Origin of the sequence: uncultured Caulobacter sp. (genome assembly GCF_947036865.1) — a bacterium.
Lineage (GTDB): Bacteria > Pseudomonadota > Alphaproteobacteria > Caulobacterales > Caulobacteraceae > Caulobacter.
The window spans coordinates 1-14,590 of sequence record NZ_CAMQSF010000041.1 but is presented as its reverse complement, the minus strand read 5'-3'; the positions used below and the strand labels follow the sequence as shown (position 1 = coordinate 14,590).

The window sequence follows — 14,590 nt, the reverse complement described above, 5'->3', positions numbered from 1 at the left end:
AGGATCCGCCCAAGGTGGGGGATCGCATGTCGCAGGGGGCTGAGAACGGCGGGGAGGGGCCAGCGGTGTTCGGCGAGGCCGAAGCCGCCCGGTGGTTCTTCGAGAACGCCAGCGACCTGTTCGCGGTGGTCTCGCCCGAGGGACGCTTCGTCAGCATCAACGCCGCCGCCTGGACCGCCTTGACCGGCTGGACGGCTCCGGAGCTGATCGGCCGGCCCTGCCTGGCCTTCGTCCATCCCGACAGCCACGCCGAACTGATCGACTCGGGACGTCGCATGCGCGAGAGCGGCGCGACCGTCAACGAGCTCCGCGTGATGCGCAAGGACGGCGGCTGGGTATGGCTGCAGGGCCGCTCGCGCCTGGGTCCGCACGGCGAGATGATCGGCGTCCTGCACGACATCACGGCCGAGGTGGCGGCGCGCGCCGAGCTGGACGCCGCCCGTCGGACCCGCGAACTCCTGGCCGAGGCGGCCGGGATCGGCGTCTGGCGCTACGAGCCCGAGGGCGAACGCATCGACTGGTCGCCGGACTCCCGAGCGTCTCTGGGGCTGGCGGCCGCCGACATCGCCACCGCCGATCTCTTCTTCGCGCGATTGCCCGACGATCAGCGCGAGGTCGTTCGGCGGGCGTTCACGAAGGCCACCCAGACCGGCGAGGGCGGGTCGATCGAGTACCGGCTGCGCGCCGATGATGGGGCCTGGCACACGTTCCGCAGCACCTATCGGGCGGGCGAGCGGCGGGGCGACCTCTACGCGCTCAAGGGTGTTTCGCAGAACATCACCGACGTGGCCCGTAGCCGGGACAAGGCGATGTGGAGCGAACGCCGGGCCCGCCAGCTGGTCGAGGAGGCGCCTTTCGCCGTCGCCGTCTACGACGACGAGCTGCGGCTGCGCGTGGTCAGTCCGAAGTTCCTCGAGATCTTCAAGTCGACCGAGGCCGAGGTCATCGGCAGAAGCTTGCACGAGCTGACGAACGGCGTCCGTCGCCGGCTGGTCGCCAGGGTCGGGCGGGCGCTGTCGGGCGAGGTGATCTCGTGGCGAGAAGACCGTCTGTTCGACGCCGAGGGAGAGGAGCGGGTGCTGCGGTGGGAGGCCCGCCCCTGGCGCGACGTGGCCGGCGAGATCGTCGGCGTCATCACCTATATGGACGACATCACCGCGTTGAACGCGGCGCGGCGGGAGGCGCGCAACAACGCCCGCCGGCTGAAGGTCGCCCTGGGGGCCGCGCGCGCCGGGGTCTATGAAATCGATCATGTCAGCGGCGCGTTCTGGGGCTCGCCCGAATACCATCGCATGATGGGGCGGCGGGTGACCTATGACGACATTCGCCAGGGCGCCTGGCCGATGATCCACCCCGAGGACCGCGACTATGTCCTCGCGACCGCGGCGACCTGGTGGGCGGAGGGCCGGCGCGGGCCGCAGGAATATGAGGTCAGGGTCGTCTCGCCCGACGGAGAGACCCGCTGGGTGCGGATCTATCACGAGGTGCGCCGCGACGCGCAAGGCGTGGCCCGCAAGGCCGTGGGCCTGGTCCTCGACATCGACGAAAAGAAGCGGGCGGAGCTGGCGCTGGTCGCGGCCGAACGCGCCGCCCAGGCGGCGAGCGAGGCCAAGGCTCAGTTCCTGGCCAATATGAGCCACGAGATCCGCACGCCGATGAACGGCGTTCTGGGCGTGATGCACGTGCTCAAGCGCGAGCTGCCGCCCGGCGACAGCGCCGATCTGCTGGGCGAGGCGCTGGCCGCCGGGCAGATGCTGTCCAACCTGCTCGACGACGTGATCGACATCTCGCGCATAGACGCCGGGCGCCTGGCCCTGAACCGCGAAGCCGTGGAGCCGCGCGCGCTGACGCGGAGCGTCGCCCGGCTGCTGGCCGGTCAAGCCGCGCGGAAGGGGCTGCGGCTGGAACTGGATCTCGCTGACGATCTGGGCTGGGTCGAGACCGACCCGACCCGCCTGCGTCAGGCCTTGTTCAATCTCATCGGCAACGCCGTGAAATTCACCCTCGAAGGCTCGGTCACGGTGAGGGTGCGACGCCGGGACGACGCCGACGCGCCGGGCCTCGTCTTCGACGTGATCGACACCGGCGTCGGCGTGCCGCTGGAGGCCCAGGCCAGCCTGTTCGAGCGGTTCCAGCAGGCCGACGCGGGCACGACCCGCCGGTTCGGCGGCTCGGGCCTTGGCCTGGCGATCACCCGGAGGCTGGCCGAGATGCTCGGCGGGGCCGTCTGGTTCCGTTCGACCCCGGGCGAGGGCTCGACCTTCAGCCTCTCGATCGCCGCGCCCGCCGTGGCCGCGCCGCCCGTCGTCGAGAACGAGCCCGAGAACCTACTCGACGGCTTGAAGGTGCTGGTCGTCGAGGACAACCCCACCAACCAGCTCGTCGCCCGCCGCATCCTGGAGCAGCTGGGCGCGCAGGTCAGCGTCGCCGACGACGGCGCGTCCGGGGTCGCGGCCGCCCGCGACGGGGTCTTCGACCTGATCCTGATGGACGTGCAGATGCCCGGCATGGACGGGCTGGAGGCGGCCCGCCGCATCCGGGCCTTGCCAGGGCCGGCGGGCCGCGCGCCGATCATCGCCCTGACCGCCAATGTCATGGCCCACCAGCGGGCCGCCTATCGCGCCGCCGGCATGGACGGCGTCGCCGCCAAGCCGATCGCCCCGGCCGCCCTGGTGGCCGAGATCGTCCGGCTGTCGCAGGCCGGCGTCGAGGCGCCAGACGCGGTCGCCTGAGCCGTCCCTCTTCCCCCCTCGCCCTGAAGCGCGCTAAGCAGGGCCAAAAGCTGGGGGAAGAACAATGGCCGAAGCGGGTCAGGAACGCGCGTCGATGCGCACGGTGGTCGCCGCCTCGTCGGCGGGCACGGCCTTCGAGTGGTACGACTTCTTCATCTTCGGCAGCCTGACCCAGGTCATTTCCAAGACCTTCTTCGCGGGCCTGAACGACACCGCCGGCTATATCGCGGCCCTGGCCCTGTTCGGGGTCGGCTTCGCCTTCCGCCCGCTGGGCGCTCTGGTGTTCGGCAAGATCGGCGACCAGGCGGGCCGTAAGGGCGCCTTCCTGGCCACGGTGCTGCTGATGGGCGGCGCCACCTTCGCCATCGCCTTCCTGCCGACCTATCAGCAGGCCGGGATCATCTCGCCGATCCTGCTGATCCTGATGCGCTGCGTGCAGGGCTTCGCGCTGGGCGGCGAGTATGGCGGGGCCGCGATCTATGTCGCCGAACACTCGGCCCCGGACCGCCGGGGCTGGTCGACCTCCTGGGTGCAGACCTCGGCCGCCTTCGGCCTGTTCGGCGCCCTGCTGGTCATCCTGGTGACGCGCTCGATCGTCGGGACCGCCGCCTTCGACGCCTGGGCCTGGCGCATTCCGTTCGCGGTGTCGATCGGCCTGCTGGCGATCTCGGTCTGGATGCGGCTGAAGCTGTCCGAAAGCCCCGCCTTCGCCGCCATGAAGGAAGAGGGCCAGGCCTCCAAGGCGCCCTATGCCGAGGCCTTCGGCCAGTGGAAGAACCTGAAGCTGGTGATCCTGGCCTTCCTGTCGATGATGTGCGCCCAGGGCGGCGTCTGGTACACGGCCTTCTTCTACATCCAGACCTTCATGGAGAAGTTCCTGAAGGTCGATCCGGTCACCATCAACGAGGTCATGATGACCGCCACGGCGATCAGCGCCGTGTTCTACGTGGTCTTCGGCTGGCTTTCGGACAGGATCGGCCGCAAGCCGGTGATGCTGGGCGGCATGACCCTGGCGCTTCTGTTCTACTTCCCAGGGTTCCACCTGCTGGAGAAGGCCGCCAACCCCGCCCTGGCCGAGGCCAGCGCCAAGGCCCCCGTGGTCGTGGCGGCCGACCCCAAGGACTGCTCGCTGCAGTTCGACCCGGTCGGCAAGACCGCGTTCGTGACCTCCTGCGACATCGTCAAGAGCGCCCTGGCCAACGCCGGCGTCTCCTACGCCAACGAGACGGCTCCGGCGGGCGCGACGGCGGTCATGAAGGTGGGCGGCGTCGCGGTGGCCTCCGAGAACGCCAAGGGTTTGCCCAAGGCGGAGGCCAAGGTCGTGAAGACGCGGGTCGAGGCCCGCCTCAAGGCCGCCCTGACCAAGGCCGGCTACCCGGCCAAGGCCGATCCGGCCCGCATGAACAAGCCGATGATGCTGGCGGTGCTGTTCGTCTTCGTGATCGCCGCGACGGCGCTGTTCGGCCCGCTGGCGGCGTGCCTCGTCGAGCTGTTTCCGACCCGCGTGCGCTATACGGCGCTGTCGCTGCCCTATCACATCGGCACCGGCTGGGTGGGCGGCTTCGTGCCGTTCTTCGCCTTCGCCATCGTCACGGCGGTCGGCAATATCTATGCCGGCCTCTGGTATCCGATCGCCTTCACCCTGATCAGCGTGCTGACCACGGCGTTCCTGTTGCCGGAGACCAGGGGACGGCCGCTCAACTAGCGGCCGGAACCACCTCCACCGCGACCCCCGCCTGGCTCAGCGCCTGGATGAGGGCCGGGTCGACCGGATGCGTGATCAGGCGAACGATCTGGCGTCCCTCGCGCGCCAGCTGGATCAACGCCTCGGCGCCGGCTCGCGCCGGGTCCAGACGCTCGACGTCGCGGCGCGCCATGCGCGCGATCTCGGGGTCGGCGTCCGCGTCCAGGACCAGCACGTCGGCCGCGCCCAGGGCCCGCGTCGCGCGCAGGGTCAGAAGGTCGGCAGGACCTCGCCCGGCGATGAACCGGACCGTCCCCTTGCGGGCCGAGCCCTTGGCCAGGGCCTCGCGGAACAGCTGACCGGCGCGCTCCATGTCGCCGGCGCGGGCGGCGGCGGCGGCTTCGCCCAGGACCGCGTCGCGCAGGAAGGCCCGCCGTTCGTGCAGGGCCGGCAAGGCGCCGCGCACCTCGCTCTGGAACTTGCGCAACAGGGCCGCGACCCGGCCCTCGCCCTCGGGCACCTGGGCCTCGATGTCGTTACGCAGCATCGTCGCCAGCACGGGCGCGCCCCCGCCGGTGCCCACCGCCGCCACCACCTCGCCGCGATCGATCACCGCCGGGGTGTTGAAGTCGCAGAGCGCCGGCTTGTCGACGACATTGACCAGCACCCGCGCCGCGCGCGCCGCGCCGGCCGCGGCTTGCACGAAGACCTCGTCGTTGCTGGCGATGAAGGCCAGGGTCGCGCCGCTGTAGGAGCCCGGCAGGAACGCGGCGTGGCCGTCCAGGCGGACGACCGTGGCGGGCGAGCCCTCGAACAGCCGCGCCTTGGCCTCTGCGGCCTCGCCCTCGCCGGCGATGACGATCTTGCGCCCGGCCAGGGGGAAGTAGGCGGGAAAGGAGTCCAACGCGAAAATCCTCTAGAGCCTGTCTGTTTCGAATGGGATCATTCGAAACAGATAAACAGGCTCGATTTCAAACCTTTAGAGCGTTCTAGCCGCCGAAACCGCTCACACTTTCGGCTAGTACGCTCTAGCCGGTCATTGCGAGCGGCAGTCCTCGTACGGTCCGCCGGGAAAGCCGTGAAGCTGGGCCTGCGGACCCTTGCTCCAGATCTCGGCCTGCCCGGACGTATAGCGCGCCCCGGAGCCGGAGCGCGCCAGCTTCAGGGTTCGGGTCGCGCCGCCGGCCGACACCACCACGGTCTTGCCGTGCAAGGCGTAGGCGGCGGTGAACCGCTTGCCCGCCGCGCAGGCGTAGCGGATCGGCGCGTCGGTGGAGTCCATCGGCGTCACGGTGGCGCAGCCGGCCAGCGCCAGGCCGGTCAGGACGAGGGGGAGGAGGAGGCGAGGCAAGGAAAGACCCTGATGTCGAGGTCCCGCCAGCATAGCCGCTTTCGGCGACGGCGCCCGCCCGCTTCGCGCCTCGGACCGCGTTTTCCCAAGGGAGCGGCGGCGGAGCCGACGGGACGCGCGAAAAATCCTCTGGCCAAGTCCGGTCTGAACAGTGTTAGCATTTGATGCACCGGCGGACGCCTCGCGCGTCGCCGCCTTCACGGGACCCTCAGACTCATGGCCCTGACCCTCGACATCAACGGCAAGGCGACATCCGTCCAGGCCGCCCCCGAGACACCCCTGCTGTGGGTGCTGCGCGACGAACTGGGCATGACCGGCACCAAGTTCGGCTGCGGCATGGCCCAGTGCGGCGCCTGCACGGTCCACCTCGACGGCCAGCCGATCCGCTCCTGCGTGACGCCGATCGCCGCCGTCGGCGCGGCCAAGGTCACCACCATCGAGGGCCTGGGCGGGCAGCATCCGGTGCAGCAGGCCTGGGTCCGCCACGACGTGCCCCAGTGCGGCTACTGTCAGTCGGGCCAGATCATGTCGGCCAGCGCGCTCCTGGCTCAGAACAAGAAGCCGTCCGACGAGGACATCGACAGCGCCATGGCCGGGAACATCTGCCGCTGCGGCGCCTATCAGCGGATCCGCGCGGCGATCAAGGACGCCGCCGACTTCGGTCCCCCGCTCGGCGAGCCCCACGCCGACATCGACGAGGCCATCGTCGCCGCCTCGGGCGCGACCCACCACGGAGCCGGCCGATGAACGCCCCGGTCAATCCCGCCGACCTCAAGTCGGCCCAGCCCAGCCGCCGCGACGTGGTGGTGGCCTCGGCCCTGGTCGGTGGTTCGCTGCTGGTGGGCTGCTCGCCCGCCGACCTCATGAGCGCGGGCTCCAAGGTCGAGGTCGGGGCCTTCGGGCCGTTCATCAAGATCGCGCCGGACGGCGCGGTGACGGTGATCTCCAAGCACATCGAGTTCGGCCAGGGCAATCACGCGGGCCTGGCGGCCATCGTCGCCGAGGAGCTGGACGCCGACTGGACCAAGGTCACGGTCGAACAGGCGCCGGCCAACGCCAAGCTCTACGCCAACGGCTCGCTCGGCGCCCAGCTGACCGGCGGCTCCTCGGCCATCTCCAATTCGTGGGAGCAGCTGCGCAAGGCCGGGGCCGGGGCGCGGGCGATGTTCGTCCAGGCGGCGTCGAACAAGTGGAACGTCCCGGTCGGCGAGATCACGGTCAAGGACAGCGTCCTGACCCACGGCTCGGGCAAGAGCGCGACCTTCGGCGATCTGCTGGCCGACGCGGCCAAGGTCCCCGCGCCAAGCGACGTCAAGCTGAAGGATCCCAAGACCTTCACCCTGATCGGCAGCGACCGGGTGCGGCGCAAGGACGCCCAGGCCAAGAGCGACGGCACGGCGCGCTACACCCAGGACGTCCGCTTGCCCGACATGCTGACGGCCGTGGTGGCCCACCCGCCGCGCTTCGGCGCCAAGCTCAAGAGCTTCGACGCGGGCGAGGCCAAGAAGGTGGCCGGCGTCGTTGATGTCTTCGAGATCCCCAGCGGCGTCGCCGTCGTCGCCCAGAACACCTACGCCGCCCGCCTGGGCCGCGAGGCGCTGAAGGTCGAGTGGGACGAGGACAAGGCCGAGAAGCGCGGCACGACCGCGATCGCGCGGCAGTTCCACGACATCGCCGCCGGCAAGGACGCCTCGGCCAAGTGGGAGCCGTTCGACCAGCGGGGCGACGTCTCGGGCCTGGACGCGGCCAAGGGCGCCGACATCGTCGAGGCGACCTACGAATTCCCCTATCTCGCCCACGCCACCATGGAGCCGATGAACTGCGTGGCCTCGGTCGACGGCAACAAGGTCAAGATGGTCTTCGGCTCGCAGGGCCAGACCCTGGACCAGCTGAACGCCGCCAAGATCGTCGGCTGCCTGCCGGGGTCGGTGGAGATCGAGACGCTGTTCGCCGGCGGCTCGTTCGGGCGCCGGGCCAACTTCCAGTCCGACTACGCCGCCGAGTGCGTCCACATCGCCAAGAAGGTCGGCAAGGGGCGGCCGGTGAAGCTGGTCTGGACCCGCGAGGACGACATGCGCGCCGGCTATTTCCGGCCGCTGACGGTGCATGCGGTCAAGGTGCGCCTCGGCAAGGACGGCTATCCGGCCGCCTGGCGTCACCGGATCGTCAGCCAGTCGATCATGAAGGGCTCGCCGATGCCCGCTGGCAAGGGACCCGACCAGACGGCGGTCGAGGGCGCGGCCGGCTCGCCCTATCTGAAGGCCACACCGGCGGTGGACGCCCAGGTGGCGCTGCCCGACATCGGCGTGCCGGTGCTGTGGTGGCGCTCGGTCGGCGCGACCCACACCGCCTTCGTGATGGAGCATACGATCGACCAGTTGGCCGCCAAGGCGGGCAAGGATCCGGTCGAGTACCGTCGGGCGCTCTACAAGAAGGCCGGCGCGGATCGGCATCTGGCGGTTCTGGACCTGGCGCTCGCCAAGGCCGGCCCGAGCGCGACGCCCGGCTGGACGCGCGGCTTGGCCGTGCACGAGAGCTTCGGTTCGGTCGTCGCCCAGGTCGCCGAGGTCAAGCTGGAGAACGGAACGCCCCGCGTGGGCCGGGTCGTGACCGCCATCGACTGCGGCGTCGCCATCTCGCCCGACCAGATCGCCGCCCAGATGGAGGGCGGGACCTGTTACGGCCTCTCGGCGGCGCTGTTCGGCGAGATCACCCTGACGGACGGCCAGGTCGACCAGAGCAATTTCGACCGCTATCGCGTGCTGCGGATCAACGAGGCGCCCAAGGTCGAGACCTATATCGTTCCCTCGGGCAACCCGCCGAGCGGGGTGGGCGAGCCCGGCACCCCGGTCATCGGCCCCGCGGTCGCCAACGCCCTGCTGGCCCTGACCAAGACACCCACGTCGCGCCTGCCTTTTGTGCGATCGGAAGCCTGATCAACCCTAGTGCAACCGACGCACGCTAGACGATAGCCCTTTGGCTCTCCATGATCGGCAGGCATGGTTCAGGGCGTCGGTATCGCGTTCGAGAAGCTTACGCCCCGCGAGCGGGAAGTCCTGCGGCTCGTGGCGGCGCATCTCCGGTCCCGGGAGATCGCCCGCGCGTTGGGCGTATCGCCCAAGACCGTGGAGAACCATGTGCAGAGCGCGCGCCGGCGGCTCTCTGGACTTAGCCGCCAGGACGCCGCCCTGGCGTTCGTGGCTTGGGAGGGCGATCGATCCGGGTCCGAGCGCGGCGGCGACGAAGCTCGCCGCCCGGCGGATGACGACTCGCTGGCCGAGCAGCGGGACATCGCGGAATTCCGGCGCGGCTACGCCGTCATCGGCGAGGATCACCGGCGGATCCTGGCGGCGCTGATCTTGAGGCTCGCGGCGCTGAACGAGCGCGGCGACTCGGCAGCCGCCTCTCGGCTCGTCGCCGCGATCCGGCGGATCATCGCCGGCGAAGGGCCTCGCTCGCACTGATCGCGCCGCTGGCGACGTCAGCCACCCTCGGCGGCGCGGATCAGGTCTTCGGGTCGATCCACGTCGAGATGGATCCCGGGGTCCTCGACGGGGACCTGGGTCAACCGCGCCCCGGCGCTCCGCAACAGGGCGCGGGCGCCGTCGTCGCCGGAGAGCGATCCAAGGTCCGCGAACCAGTCGGCGCCGAAGAGCACCGGGTGGCCGCGACGGCCCCAATAGGTCGGCGCGACGATGCGCTCGGGCCCGGTGAGGGCCTCGGCCAGCCGCGCGCAAGTCGCCGGATCGATCAGCGGCATGTCGCCGAGAAAGACGAAGGCCCCGACCGTGTCCTGAGCCAGAGCGCCCGCCGCGCGCGCCAGGGACGCGCCCATGCCCTCGGCGGGGTCGTCGACCTCGACCACCGTCAGGCGATCGACGGCGCCCAGCCGCGCCGCCGCCGCCTCGACCGCGTCGCGCACGTCGGGCTCGGGGCTCACCGCCACGACCACCCGCCGGACGGGGCTCAGAAAGGCCGTCGTCAGGGCGCCGGCCACCAGCGCGCGTCCGTTCAGCGGGGCCAGCAGCTTGCCGCCGCCGAAGCGCGCGCCGCGACCGGCCGCCAGCACCAGCGCCTCCAAGACCGGGGTATCGATTTGCGTCATGGGCCCGAGCGCCTATTCTTTAGGTCCGACATGACGCCCTATGACGACACCCCCGCGCAAGCGCCGCGCGCTGAGCCGAGCAAGCCCGACCCTGCGCTGGTCGACGGCTTCGGGCGCGCCGTCACCTATCTGCGCGTCTCGGTGACCGACCGCTGCGACCTGCGCTGCGTCTATTGCATGGCCGAGCACATGACCTTCCTGCCGAAGGCGCAGGTGCTGACCCTGGAGGAGCTCGATCGCGTCGCCTCGGCCTTTGTCGGCCTGGGCGTGCGCAAGCTGCGGCTGACGGGGGGCGAGCCCCTGGTGCGCAAGGGCTTCATGGACCTGGTCGCGGCGCTCTCGCGCCACCTGCGCTCGGGGGCGCTGGACGAGCTGACCCTGACGACGAACGGCACGCGCCTTTCGGCCCACGCGGCCGATCTGGCGCGGCTCGGCGTGCGGCGGATCAACGTCTCGCTCGACACCCTGGACGCCGATCGCTTCCGCGCGCTCACGCGGGGCGGGGATCTGGCTGAGGTGGTCGCCGGCATCGACGCGGCGCTGGCCGCCGGGATCGCGGTCAAGATCAACACCGTGGCGCTGAAGGCCGACAACGCCGCCGAACTGCCCAGTCTGATCCGGTGGGCCCACGCCCGGGGCTGCGACCTGACCCTGATCGAGACCATGCCGCTGGGCGAGATCGATCAGGACCGCACCGACCAGTTCCTGTCGCTGCGGGACGTCCGCCGCGCGCTGTCGTCGTTCTGGACGTTGGCGGACATTCCCTACGCCACCGGCGGCCCGGCGCGGTACGCGCGGGTGGCCGAGACGGGCGGGCGCCTGGGGTTCATCACCCCGCTCAGCCATAATTTCTGCGACACCTGCAATCGGGTGCGCCTGACCTGCACCGGCACCCTGCACACCTGCCTGGGCCGCGAGGACGCCAGCGATCTGCGGGCGGTGGTGCGCGGCGGCGCGGACGAGGCGGCGCTGCGCGAAGCGATCCGCGCGGCGATCGGCGCCAAGCCCGCCGGCCACGACTTCCAGATCGCGGCCGCCCGGCCGGCGCTGACGCGCCATATGTCGACGACGGGGGGCTAAGGATGGCGCGAGTCCTGCTGTTCGGGCGCCTGGCCGACCAGGCCGGCTGGCGCGACCGCGAGGTGGCGGCGGCGGACCTGGCCAGCCTGCGCCGCGCGCTCGCCATCGAGGATCCCGCCTTGGCCGAGGCGCTGACCGCGCCGGGCGTCCAGGTGGCCGTCGACAAGACCCTGGTGCGCGGCGAGGCCGTGCTGGGCGAGCGCGCGGAGGTCGCCTTCCTGCCGCCGATGAGCGGCGGATGAGGGTCGCCCTGACCAACGCCCCGTTCGAGCCGGGGGCGCTCGTCACCGCCTTTTGCGCGGGGCGCCAGGAGACCGGCGCGGTCGCCACCTTCGTCGGCCTGGCGCGGGCCGAAGCCGGCGCGGCCGCCGCGCTGGAGCTGGAGGCCTATCCCGGCTTCACCGAGCGCGCGATCGGCGAGATCGTCGACCAGGCGGTCTCGCGGTTTGGCCTGCAGGACGTCCGAGTGACGCACCGCGTGGGCCGCGTAGAGCCGGGCGAGGCGATCGTCTTCGTCGCCACGGCCGCCGCGCACCGCCGCGAGGCCTTCGAGGCTTGCGACTTCCTGATGGACTATCTGAAAAGCCGGGCGCCGTTCTGGAAGAAGGAGCACGGCCCCGAAGGCGCGCGCTGGATCGAGCCGACGGACCGCGATAGGACCGACGCCGAGCGCTGGGATTGAGGGAGACCGCGATGTCGGAACCGATGCCGAGGCCGGGCGGCGGGATCAAGCCGGACCTGCCTTTCACGCCCGTGCGCGTCGGCGTGCTGACGATCTCCGACACCCGCGACGAGGCCAGCGACACGTCTGGCCAGATCCTGGTCGACCGGATCGCGGCGGCGGGTCACGACCTCGGCGGCCGCGCGGTGGTGCGCGACGATGTCGAGCAGATCCGCCGCCAGGTGCGGGCCTGGATCGACGCCAAGGCCGTGGACGCCATCGTCACCACCGGCGGCACGGGTCTCACCGGCCGCGACGTGACGCCCGAGGCGCTGGAGCCTCTGTTCGACAAGCGGATCGACGGCTTCTCGGTCGTCTTCCACATGGTCTCCTACGCCTCGGTAGGGCTCTCGACCCTGCAATCGCGGGCGACGGCCGGCCTGATCGACGGCGTCTTCGTCTTCTGCCTGCCGGGCAGCAACGGCGCGGTGCGCGATGGCTGGGACAAGGTGATCAGCGCCCAGCTCGACAGCCGCCACAGGCCCTGCAACCTGGTCGAGCTGATGCCGAGATTGCTGGAACAATGAGGACCCAACCGTGAGCCGGCTGACGCACATCGACGGCGAGGGCCGGGCCCGCATGGTCGACGTCTCCGACAAGCCGGCGACGGCGCGCGAGGCGGCGGCCTCGGGCTTCGTGCGGATGAGCCCCGAGACCCTGGCCCTGGCGATCTCGGGGGAGGGCCGGAAGGGCGACGTCCGCGCGGTCGCCGAACTGGCCGGGGTGATGGCGGCCAAGAAGACCTCGGACCTGATCCCCCTCTGCCACCCGCTGGCGCTCTCCAAGGTCGAGGTGGCGGTGGAGCCCGGCGAAGGCGGCCTGTCGGTCACCGCGCGGGTCAAGACCACCGGCCCGACCGGCGTCGAGATGGAAGCCCTGACCGCCGCCTCGGTGGCCTGCCTGACGATCTACGACATGCTGAAGGCGGCCGAGAAAGGCATGGTCATCGAGGCCGTGCGGCTTCTGGAAAAGACCGGCGGCAAGTCCGGGGACTGGTCGATCTAGGCGGCGCGGCGCGCCTCCTCGTGGTCGATCCGCAGTTCGCCCATCCGCTCGGCCAGGCGCGTGGCCTCGCGGGCCAGGGCGTGGCTCGCCGCGGTGGTTTCCTCGACCATGGCGGCGTTCTGCTGCGTCACCTGGTCCATCTGGCTCACCGCGCCGTTCACCTCGCCGAGCCCCTGGGCTTGGTGGTGCGCGGCGGCGGCCATGGCGCGCACCAGGGCGTCGACCTGATCCACCTCGGTCGCGATGGCGCGCAGGGCCTCGCCGGCCTTGCCGACGAACGTGACGCCCTGGTCCACCTCGGCGGCGCTGGTGGCGATCAGCTGCTTGATCTCCTTGGCCGCGTCCGCCGATCGCTGGGCCAGGGCGCGGACCTCCTGGGCGACGACCGCGAAGCCGCGACCGGCATCGCCTGCCCGGGCCGCCTCGACCCCGGCGTTGAGGGCTAGCAGATTGGTCTGGAAGGCGATCTCGTCGATCACGCCGATGATCTGGCCGATCTCGGTCGAGGACCGCTCGATCGCGCTCATGGCCCCGACGGCCTGGTCGACAATGGTGTCGCTGGCGGTCGCGGCCGCGCGCGCCCGCTGCACCACGGCGCGGGCGCGTTCGGCGTCGTCGGCGGTCTGGCGGACGGTCGAGGTGATCTCGTCCAGCGCCGCGGCGGTCTGCTCCAGGCTGGCCGCCTGCTGCTCGGTGCGGCGCGAGAGATCGTCGGCCGCGTCGGTGATCTCCCGCGAGCCGCCGTGGATCGCGCGCGCCGCCTCCAGCGAGGCGGCGATCACGCCGGAGAGCTGCTCGACGGCCCGGTTGAAGTCGACGCGCAGGCGTTCATAGCCCTCGGGGAACCGGCGATCGATCCGGTGCGACAGGTCGCCTTCCGACAGACGCTTCAGGGCGTCCGCCAGGTTGTCGACGACGGCGGCCTGAGCCGCTTCGGCTTCGTCCCGGCGCCGTTCGGCCTCGCGGCGTTCGATCTCCAGGGCGTCGCGCACGTCGGCGGCCTCGAGCTCCTTCTGCCGCGCCTCCACCGTGTCGCGGAAGGTCTGCAGAGCGGTGGTCATCTGACCGAGTTCATCGCGGCTCCGGATGCGCGGCAGCGCGACGCCGAAGTCGCCTTCGGAGAGCCGCCGCAGACAGGCGGTCACCTCGACCAGGGGGCGGATCAGGCCCCGCCGCGCGGCGACCATCAGCAGCGTGGCCAAGACGACGACAGCCAGCAGCATGACGCCCATCAAGGCGGCGCCCAGATCGGCCTGGCGCTTGGCGGCTTCGGCGTCGCGACCGGCCGCGGCTTCGATCTTGGTCGAGGCCGCTTCCATCTTGTCCTCGAGCACCGAAAATTGCGTGGCGAAACCCGGCAGGGCGCCGCGCGCCCCGGCCGGGTCGGAGTCGGCGCGCGAAACGATGCCGGACGCGGCCGAGATATAGGCCGCCAGCGGCGCCTGCACCTCGCCGAGCGCCTGCTTGACCGCGGGGTCGCGCGCCAGGCCGTTGCTCTCCGCGATCGAGTCCTGGAAGATCTTGGTGTGATCGGCCAGATCCGCGCGGACGGCCTTGAGATCGCCCCCCAGGGTCGGGTCGGCGGTCATGATCGCGCCGATGACGTCGGCGCGAAGGGCGTCGTGCATCATGTCGGCGCGCATGTGCAGCTGCAGGATCTTGGCGGAGGTCGCGGCGCGGGCCAGGGCGGAATTCAGGCTCGTCGCGACCCAAAGCCCCGCGCCGGCCGTGGCGGCGCACAGCAAGGCCGCGCCCGCCGCCGCTCCCATGATCTTCTGGCCCAAGGACGCCATGTCGAATCCCCGCTTTGTCCGTCTCGAGCGCGACCATGCGGGGTGACCCGTCTAACGAGCCTTAACCTGGTCTGCACGCGTCACGCGACATAACGTCGCGTTGTCGACAGAGGCCTAGC

14 protein-coding genes are annotated in these 14,590 nt (G+C 71.1%); 10 read left to right on the top strand and 4 right to left on the bottom strand.

Annotated elements, in window-relative coordinates; all coding sequences use genetic code 11:
* The first annotated feature begins 26 nt into the window (after positions 1-26).
* Both Q0V34_RS17080 and Q0V34_RS17075 read left to right on the top strand, forming a co-directional pair.
* Entirely contained in the window at positions 27-2,732 is a 2,706-nt protein-coding gene (locus Q0V34_RS17080) for a PAS domain S-box protein (RefSeq protein WP_297514305.1), read from the top strand.
* A gap of 64 nt (positions 2,733-2,796) precedes the next feature.
* A complete protein-coding gene (locus Q0V34_RS17075; protein WP_297514303.1) occupies positions 2,797-4,437 on the top strand; it encodes an MFS transporter in 1,641 nt (546 codons plus the stop codon).
* On the opposite strand, the gene Q0V34_RS17070 is transcribed toward Q0V34_RS17075, so the two are convergent.
* A complete protein-coding gene (locus Q0V34_RS17070; protein ID WP_297514302.1) occupies positions 4,430-5,320 on the bottom strand; it encodes an NAD(P)-dependent oxidoreductase in 891 nt (296 codons plus the stop codon). The genes Q0V34_RS17075 and Q0V34_RS17070 overlap by 8 nt on opposite strands.
* A gap of 132 nt (positions 5,321-5,452) precedes the next feature.
* Positions 5,453-5,767, bottom strand: coding sequence for an MliC family protein (locus Q0V34_RS17065; RefSeq protein WP_297514300.1), 315 nt, complete (start codon positions 5,765-5,767; stop codon positions 5,453-5,455).
* 216 nt (positions 5,768-5,983) lie between these two features.
* Here Q0V34_RS17065 and Q0V34_RS17060 point away from each other — a divergent pair, with 216 nt between their 5' ends.
* The 3 genes from Q0V34_RS17060 (at position 5,984) to Q0V34_RS17050 (ending at position 9,231) form a co-directional block, all read left to right on the top strand.
* On the top strand, positions 5,984-6,514 hold the full coding sequence (locus Q0V34_RS17060; protein WP_297514297.1) for a (2Fe-2S)-binding protein: 531 nt from the start codon (positions 5,984-5,986) through the stop codon (positions 6,512-6,514).
* The gene (locus Q0V34_RS17055; protein ID WP_297514295.1) at positions 6,511-8,703 is read left to right on the top strand and encodes a xanthine dehydrogenase family protein molybdopterin-binding subunit; all 2,193 of its coding nucleotides are present in this window, start codon (positions 6,511-6,513) and stop codon (positions 8,701-8,703) included. Before Q0V34_RS17060 ends, Q0V34_RS17055 begins: the two co-directional genes overlap by 4 nt.
* 63 nt (positions 8,704-8,766) lie before the next feature.
* Positions 8,767-9,231 (top strand): response regulator transcription factor, encoded by a 465-nt coding sequence (locus Q0V34_RS17050; RefSeq protein WP_297514293.1) that lies wholly within the window; start codon positions 8,767-8,769, stop codon positions 9,229-9,231.
* A gap of 17 nt (positions 9,232-9,248) precedes the next feature.
* On the opposite strand, the gene Q0V34_RS17045 is transcribed toward Q0V34_RS17050, so the two are convergent.
* Positions 9,249-9,872 (bottom strand): nucleotidyltransferase family protein, encoded by a 624-nt coding sequence (locus Q0V34_RS17045; RefSeq protein WP_297514291.1) that lies wholly within the window; start codon positions 9,870-9,872, stop codon positions 9,249-9,251.
* Between the two features lie 30 nt (positions 9,873-9,902).
* Here Q0V34_RS17045 and moaA point away from each other — a divergent pair, with 30 nt between their 5' ends.
* Genes moaA through moaC form a run of 5 tightly spaced genes read left to right on the top strand, consistent with a single transcriptional unit; the run spans position 9,903 to position 12,678 of the window.
* The gene (moaA, locus tag Q0V34_RS17040) at positions 9,903-10,952 is read left to right on the top strand and encodes a GTP 3',8-cyclase MoaA (RefSeq protein ID WP_297514289.1); all 1,050 of its coding nucleotides are present in this window, start codon (positions 9,903-9,905) and stop codon (positions 10,950-10,952) included.
* A 2-nt stretch (positions 10,953-10,954) separates the two neighbouring features.
* Entirely contained in the window at positions 10,955-11,194 is a 240-nt protein-coding gene (locus tag Q0V34_RS17035) for a MoaD/ThiS family protein (protein ID WP_297514287.1), read from the top strand.
* Positions 11,191-11,634, top strand: coding sequence for a molybdenum cofactor biosynthesis protein MoaE (locus tag Q0V34_RS17030; protein WP_297514285.1), 444 nt, complete (start codon positions 11,191-11,193; stop codon positions 11,632-11,634). Before Q0V34_RS17035 ends, Q0V34_RS17030 begins: the two co-directional genes overlap by 4 nt.
* A gap of 11 nt (positions 11,635-11,645) precedes the next feature.
* Positions 11,646-12,200 carry a molybdenum cofactor biosynthesis protein B gene (gene moaB, locus Q0V34_RS17025; protein ID WP_297514282.1) on the top strand — a complete coding sequence of 185 codons (555 nt, stop codon included), beginning with the start codon at positions 11,646-11,648 and terminating at the stop codon, positions 12,198-12,200.
* A gap of 10 nt (positions 12,201-12,210) precedes the next feature.
* Entirely contained in the window at positions 12,211-12,678 is a 468-nt protein-coding gene (moaC, locus tag Q0V34_RS17020; RefSeq protein WP_297514279.1) for a cyclic pyranopterin monophosphate synthase MoaC, read from the top strand.
* Here the strand turns inward: moaC and Q0V34_RS17015 are convergent.
* Complete coding sequence (locus Q0V34_RS17015) at positions 12,675-14,471, bottom strand: methyl-accepting chemotaxis protein (protein ID WP_297514276.1); 1,797 nt, start codon at positions 14,469-14,471, stop codon at positions 12,675-12,677. The two genes, moaC and Q0V34_RS17015, sit on opposite strands and share 4 nt — an antisense overlap.
* Positions 14,472-14,590: the final 119 nt, after the last annotated feature.

Bases quoted from the DNA above. Each gene is read 5' to 3' on its own strand.
- Q0V34_RS17055 (WP_297514295.1), top strand. From the start codon at position 6,511: ATGAACGCCCCGGTCAATCCCGCCGACCTCAAGTCGGCCCAGCCCAGC.
- moaA (WP_297514289.1), top strand. From the start codon at position 9,903: ATGACGCCCTATGACGACACCCCCGCGCAAGCGCCGCGCGCTGAGCCG.
- Q0V34_RS17045 (WP_297514291.1), bottom strand. From the start codon at position 9,872: ATGACGCAAATCGATACCCCGGTCTTGGAGGCGCTGGTGCTGGCGGCC.
- Q0V34_RS17035 (WP_297514287.1), top strand. From the start codon at position 10,955: ATGGCGCGAGTCCTGCTGTTCGGGCGCCTGGCCGACCAGGCCGGCTGG.
- Q0V34_RS17050 (WP_297514293.1), top strand. From the start codon at position 8,767: ATGGTTCAGGGCGTCGGTATCGCGTTCGAGAAGCTTACGCCCCGCGAG.
- Q0V34_RS17015 (WP_297514276.1), bottom strand. From the start codon at position 14,471: ATGGCGTCCTTGGGCCAGAAGATCATGGGAGCGGCGGCGGGCGCGGCC.
- Q0V34_RS17060 (WP_297514297.1), top strand. From the start codon at position 5,984: ATGGCCCTGACCCTCGACATCAACGGCAAGGCGACATCCGTCCAGGCC.
- Q0V34_RS17080 (WP_297514305.1), top strand. From the start codon at position 27: ATGTCGCAGGGGGCTGAGAACGGCGGGGAGGGGCCAGCGGTGTTCGGC.
- moaB (WP_297514282.1), top strand. From the start codon at position 11,646: ATGTCGGAACCGATGCCGAGGCCGGGCGGCGGGATCAAGCCGGACCTG.
- Q0V34_RS17075 (WP_297514303.1), top strand. From the start codon at position 2,797: ATGGCCGAAGCGGGTCAGGAACGCGCGTCGATGCGCACGGTGGTCGCC.
- Q0V34_RS17030 (WP_297514285.1), top strand. From the start codon at position 11,191: ATGAGGGTCGCCCTGACCAACGCCCCGTTCGAGCCGGGGGCGCTCGTC.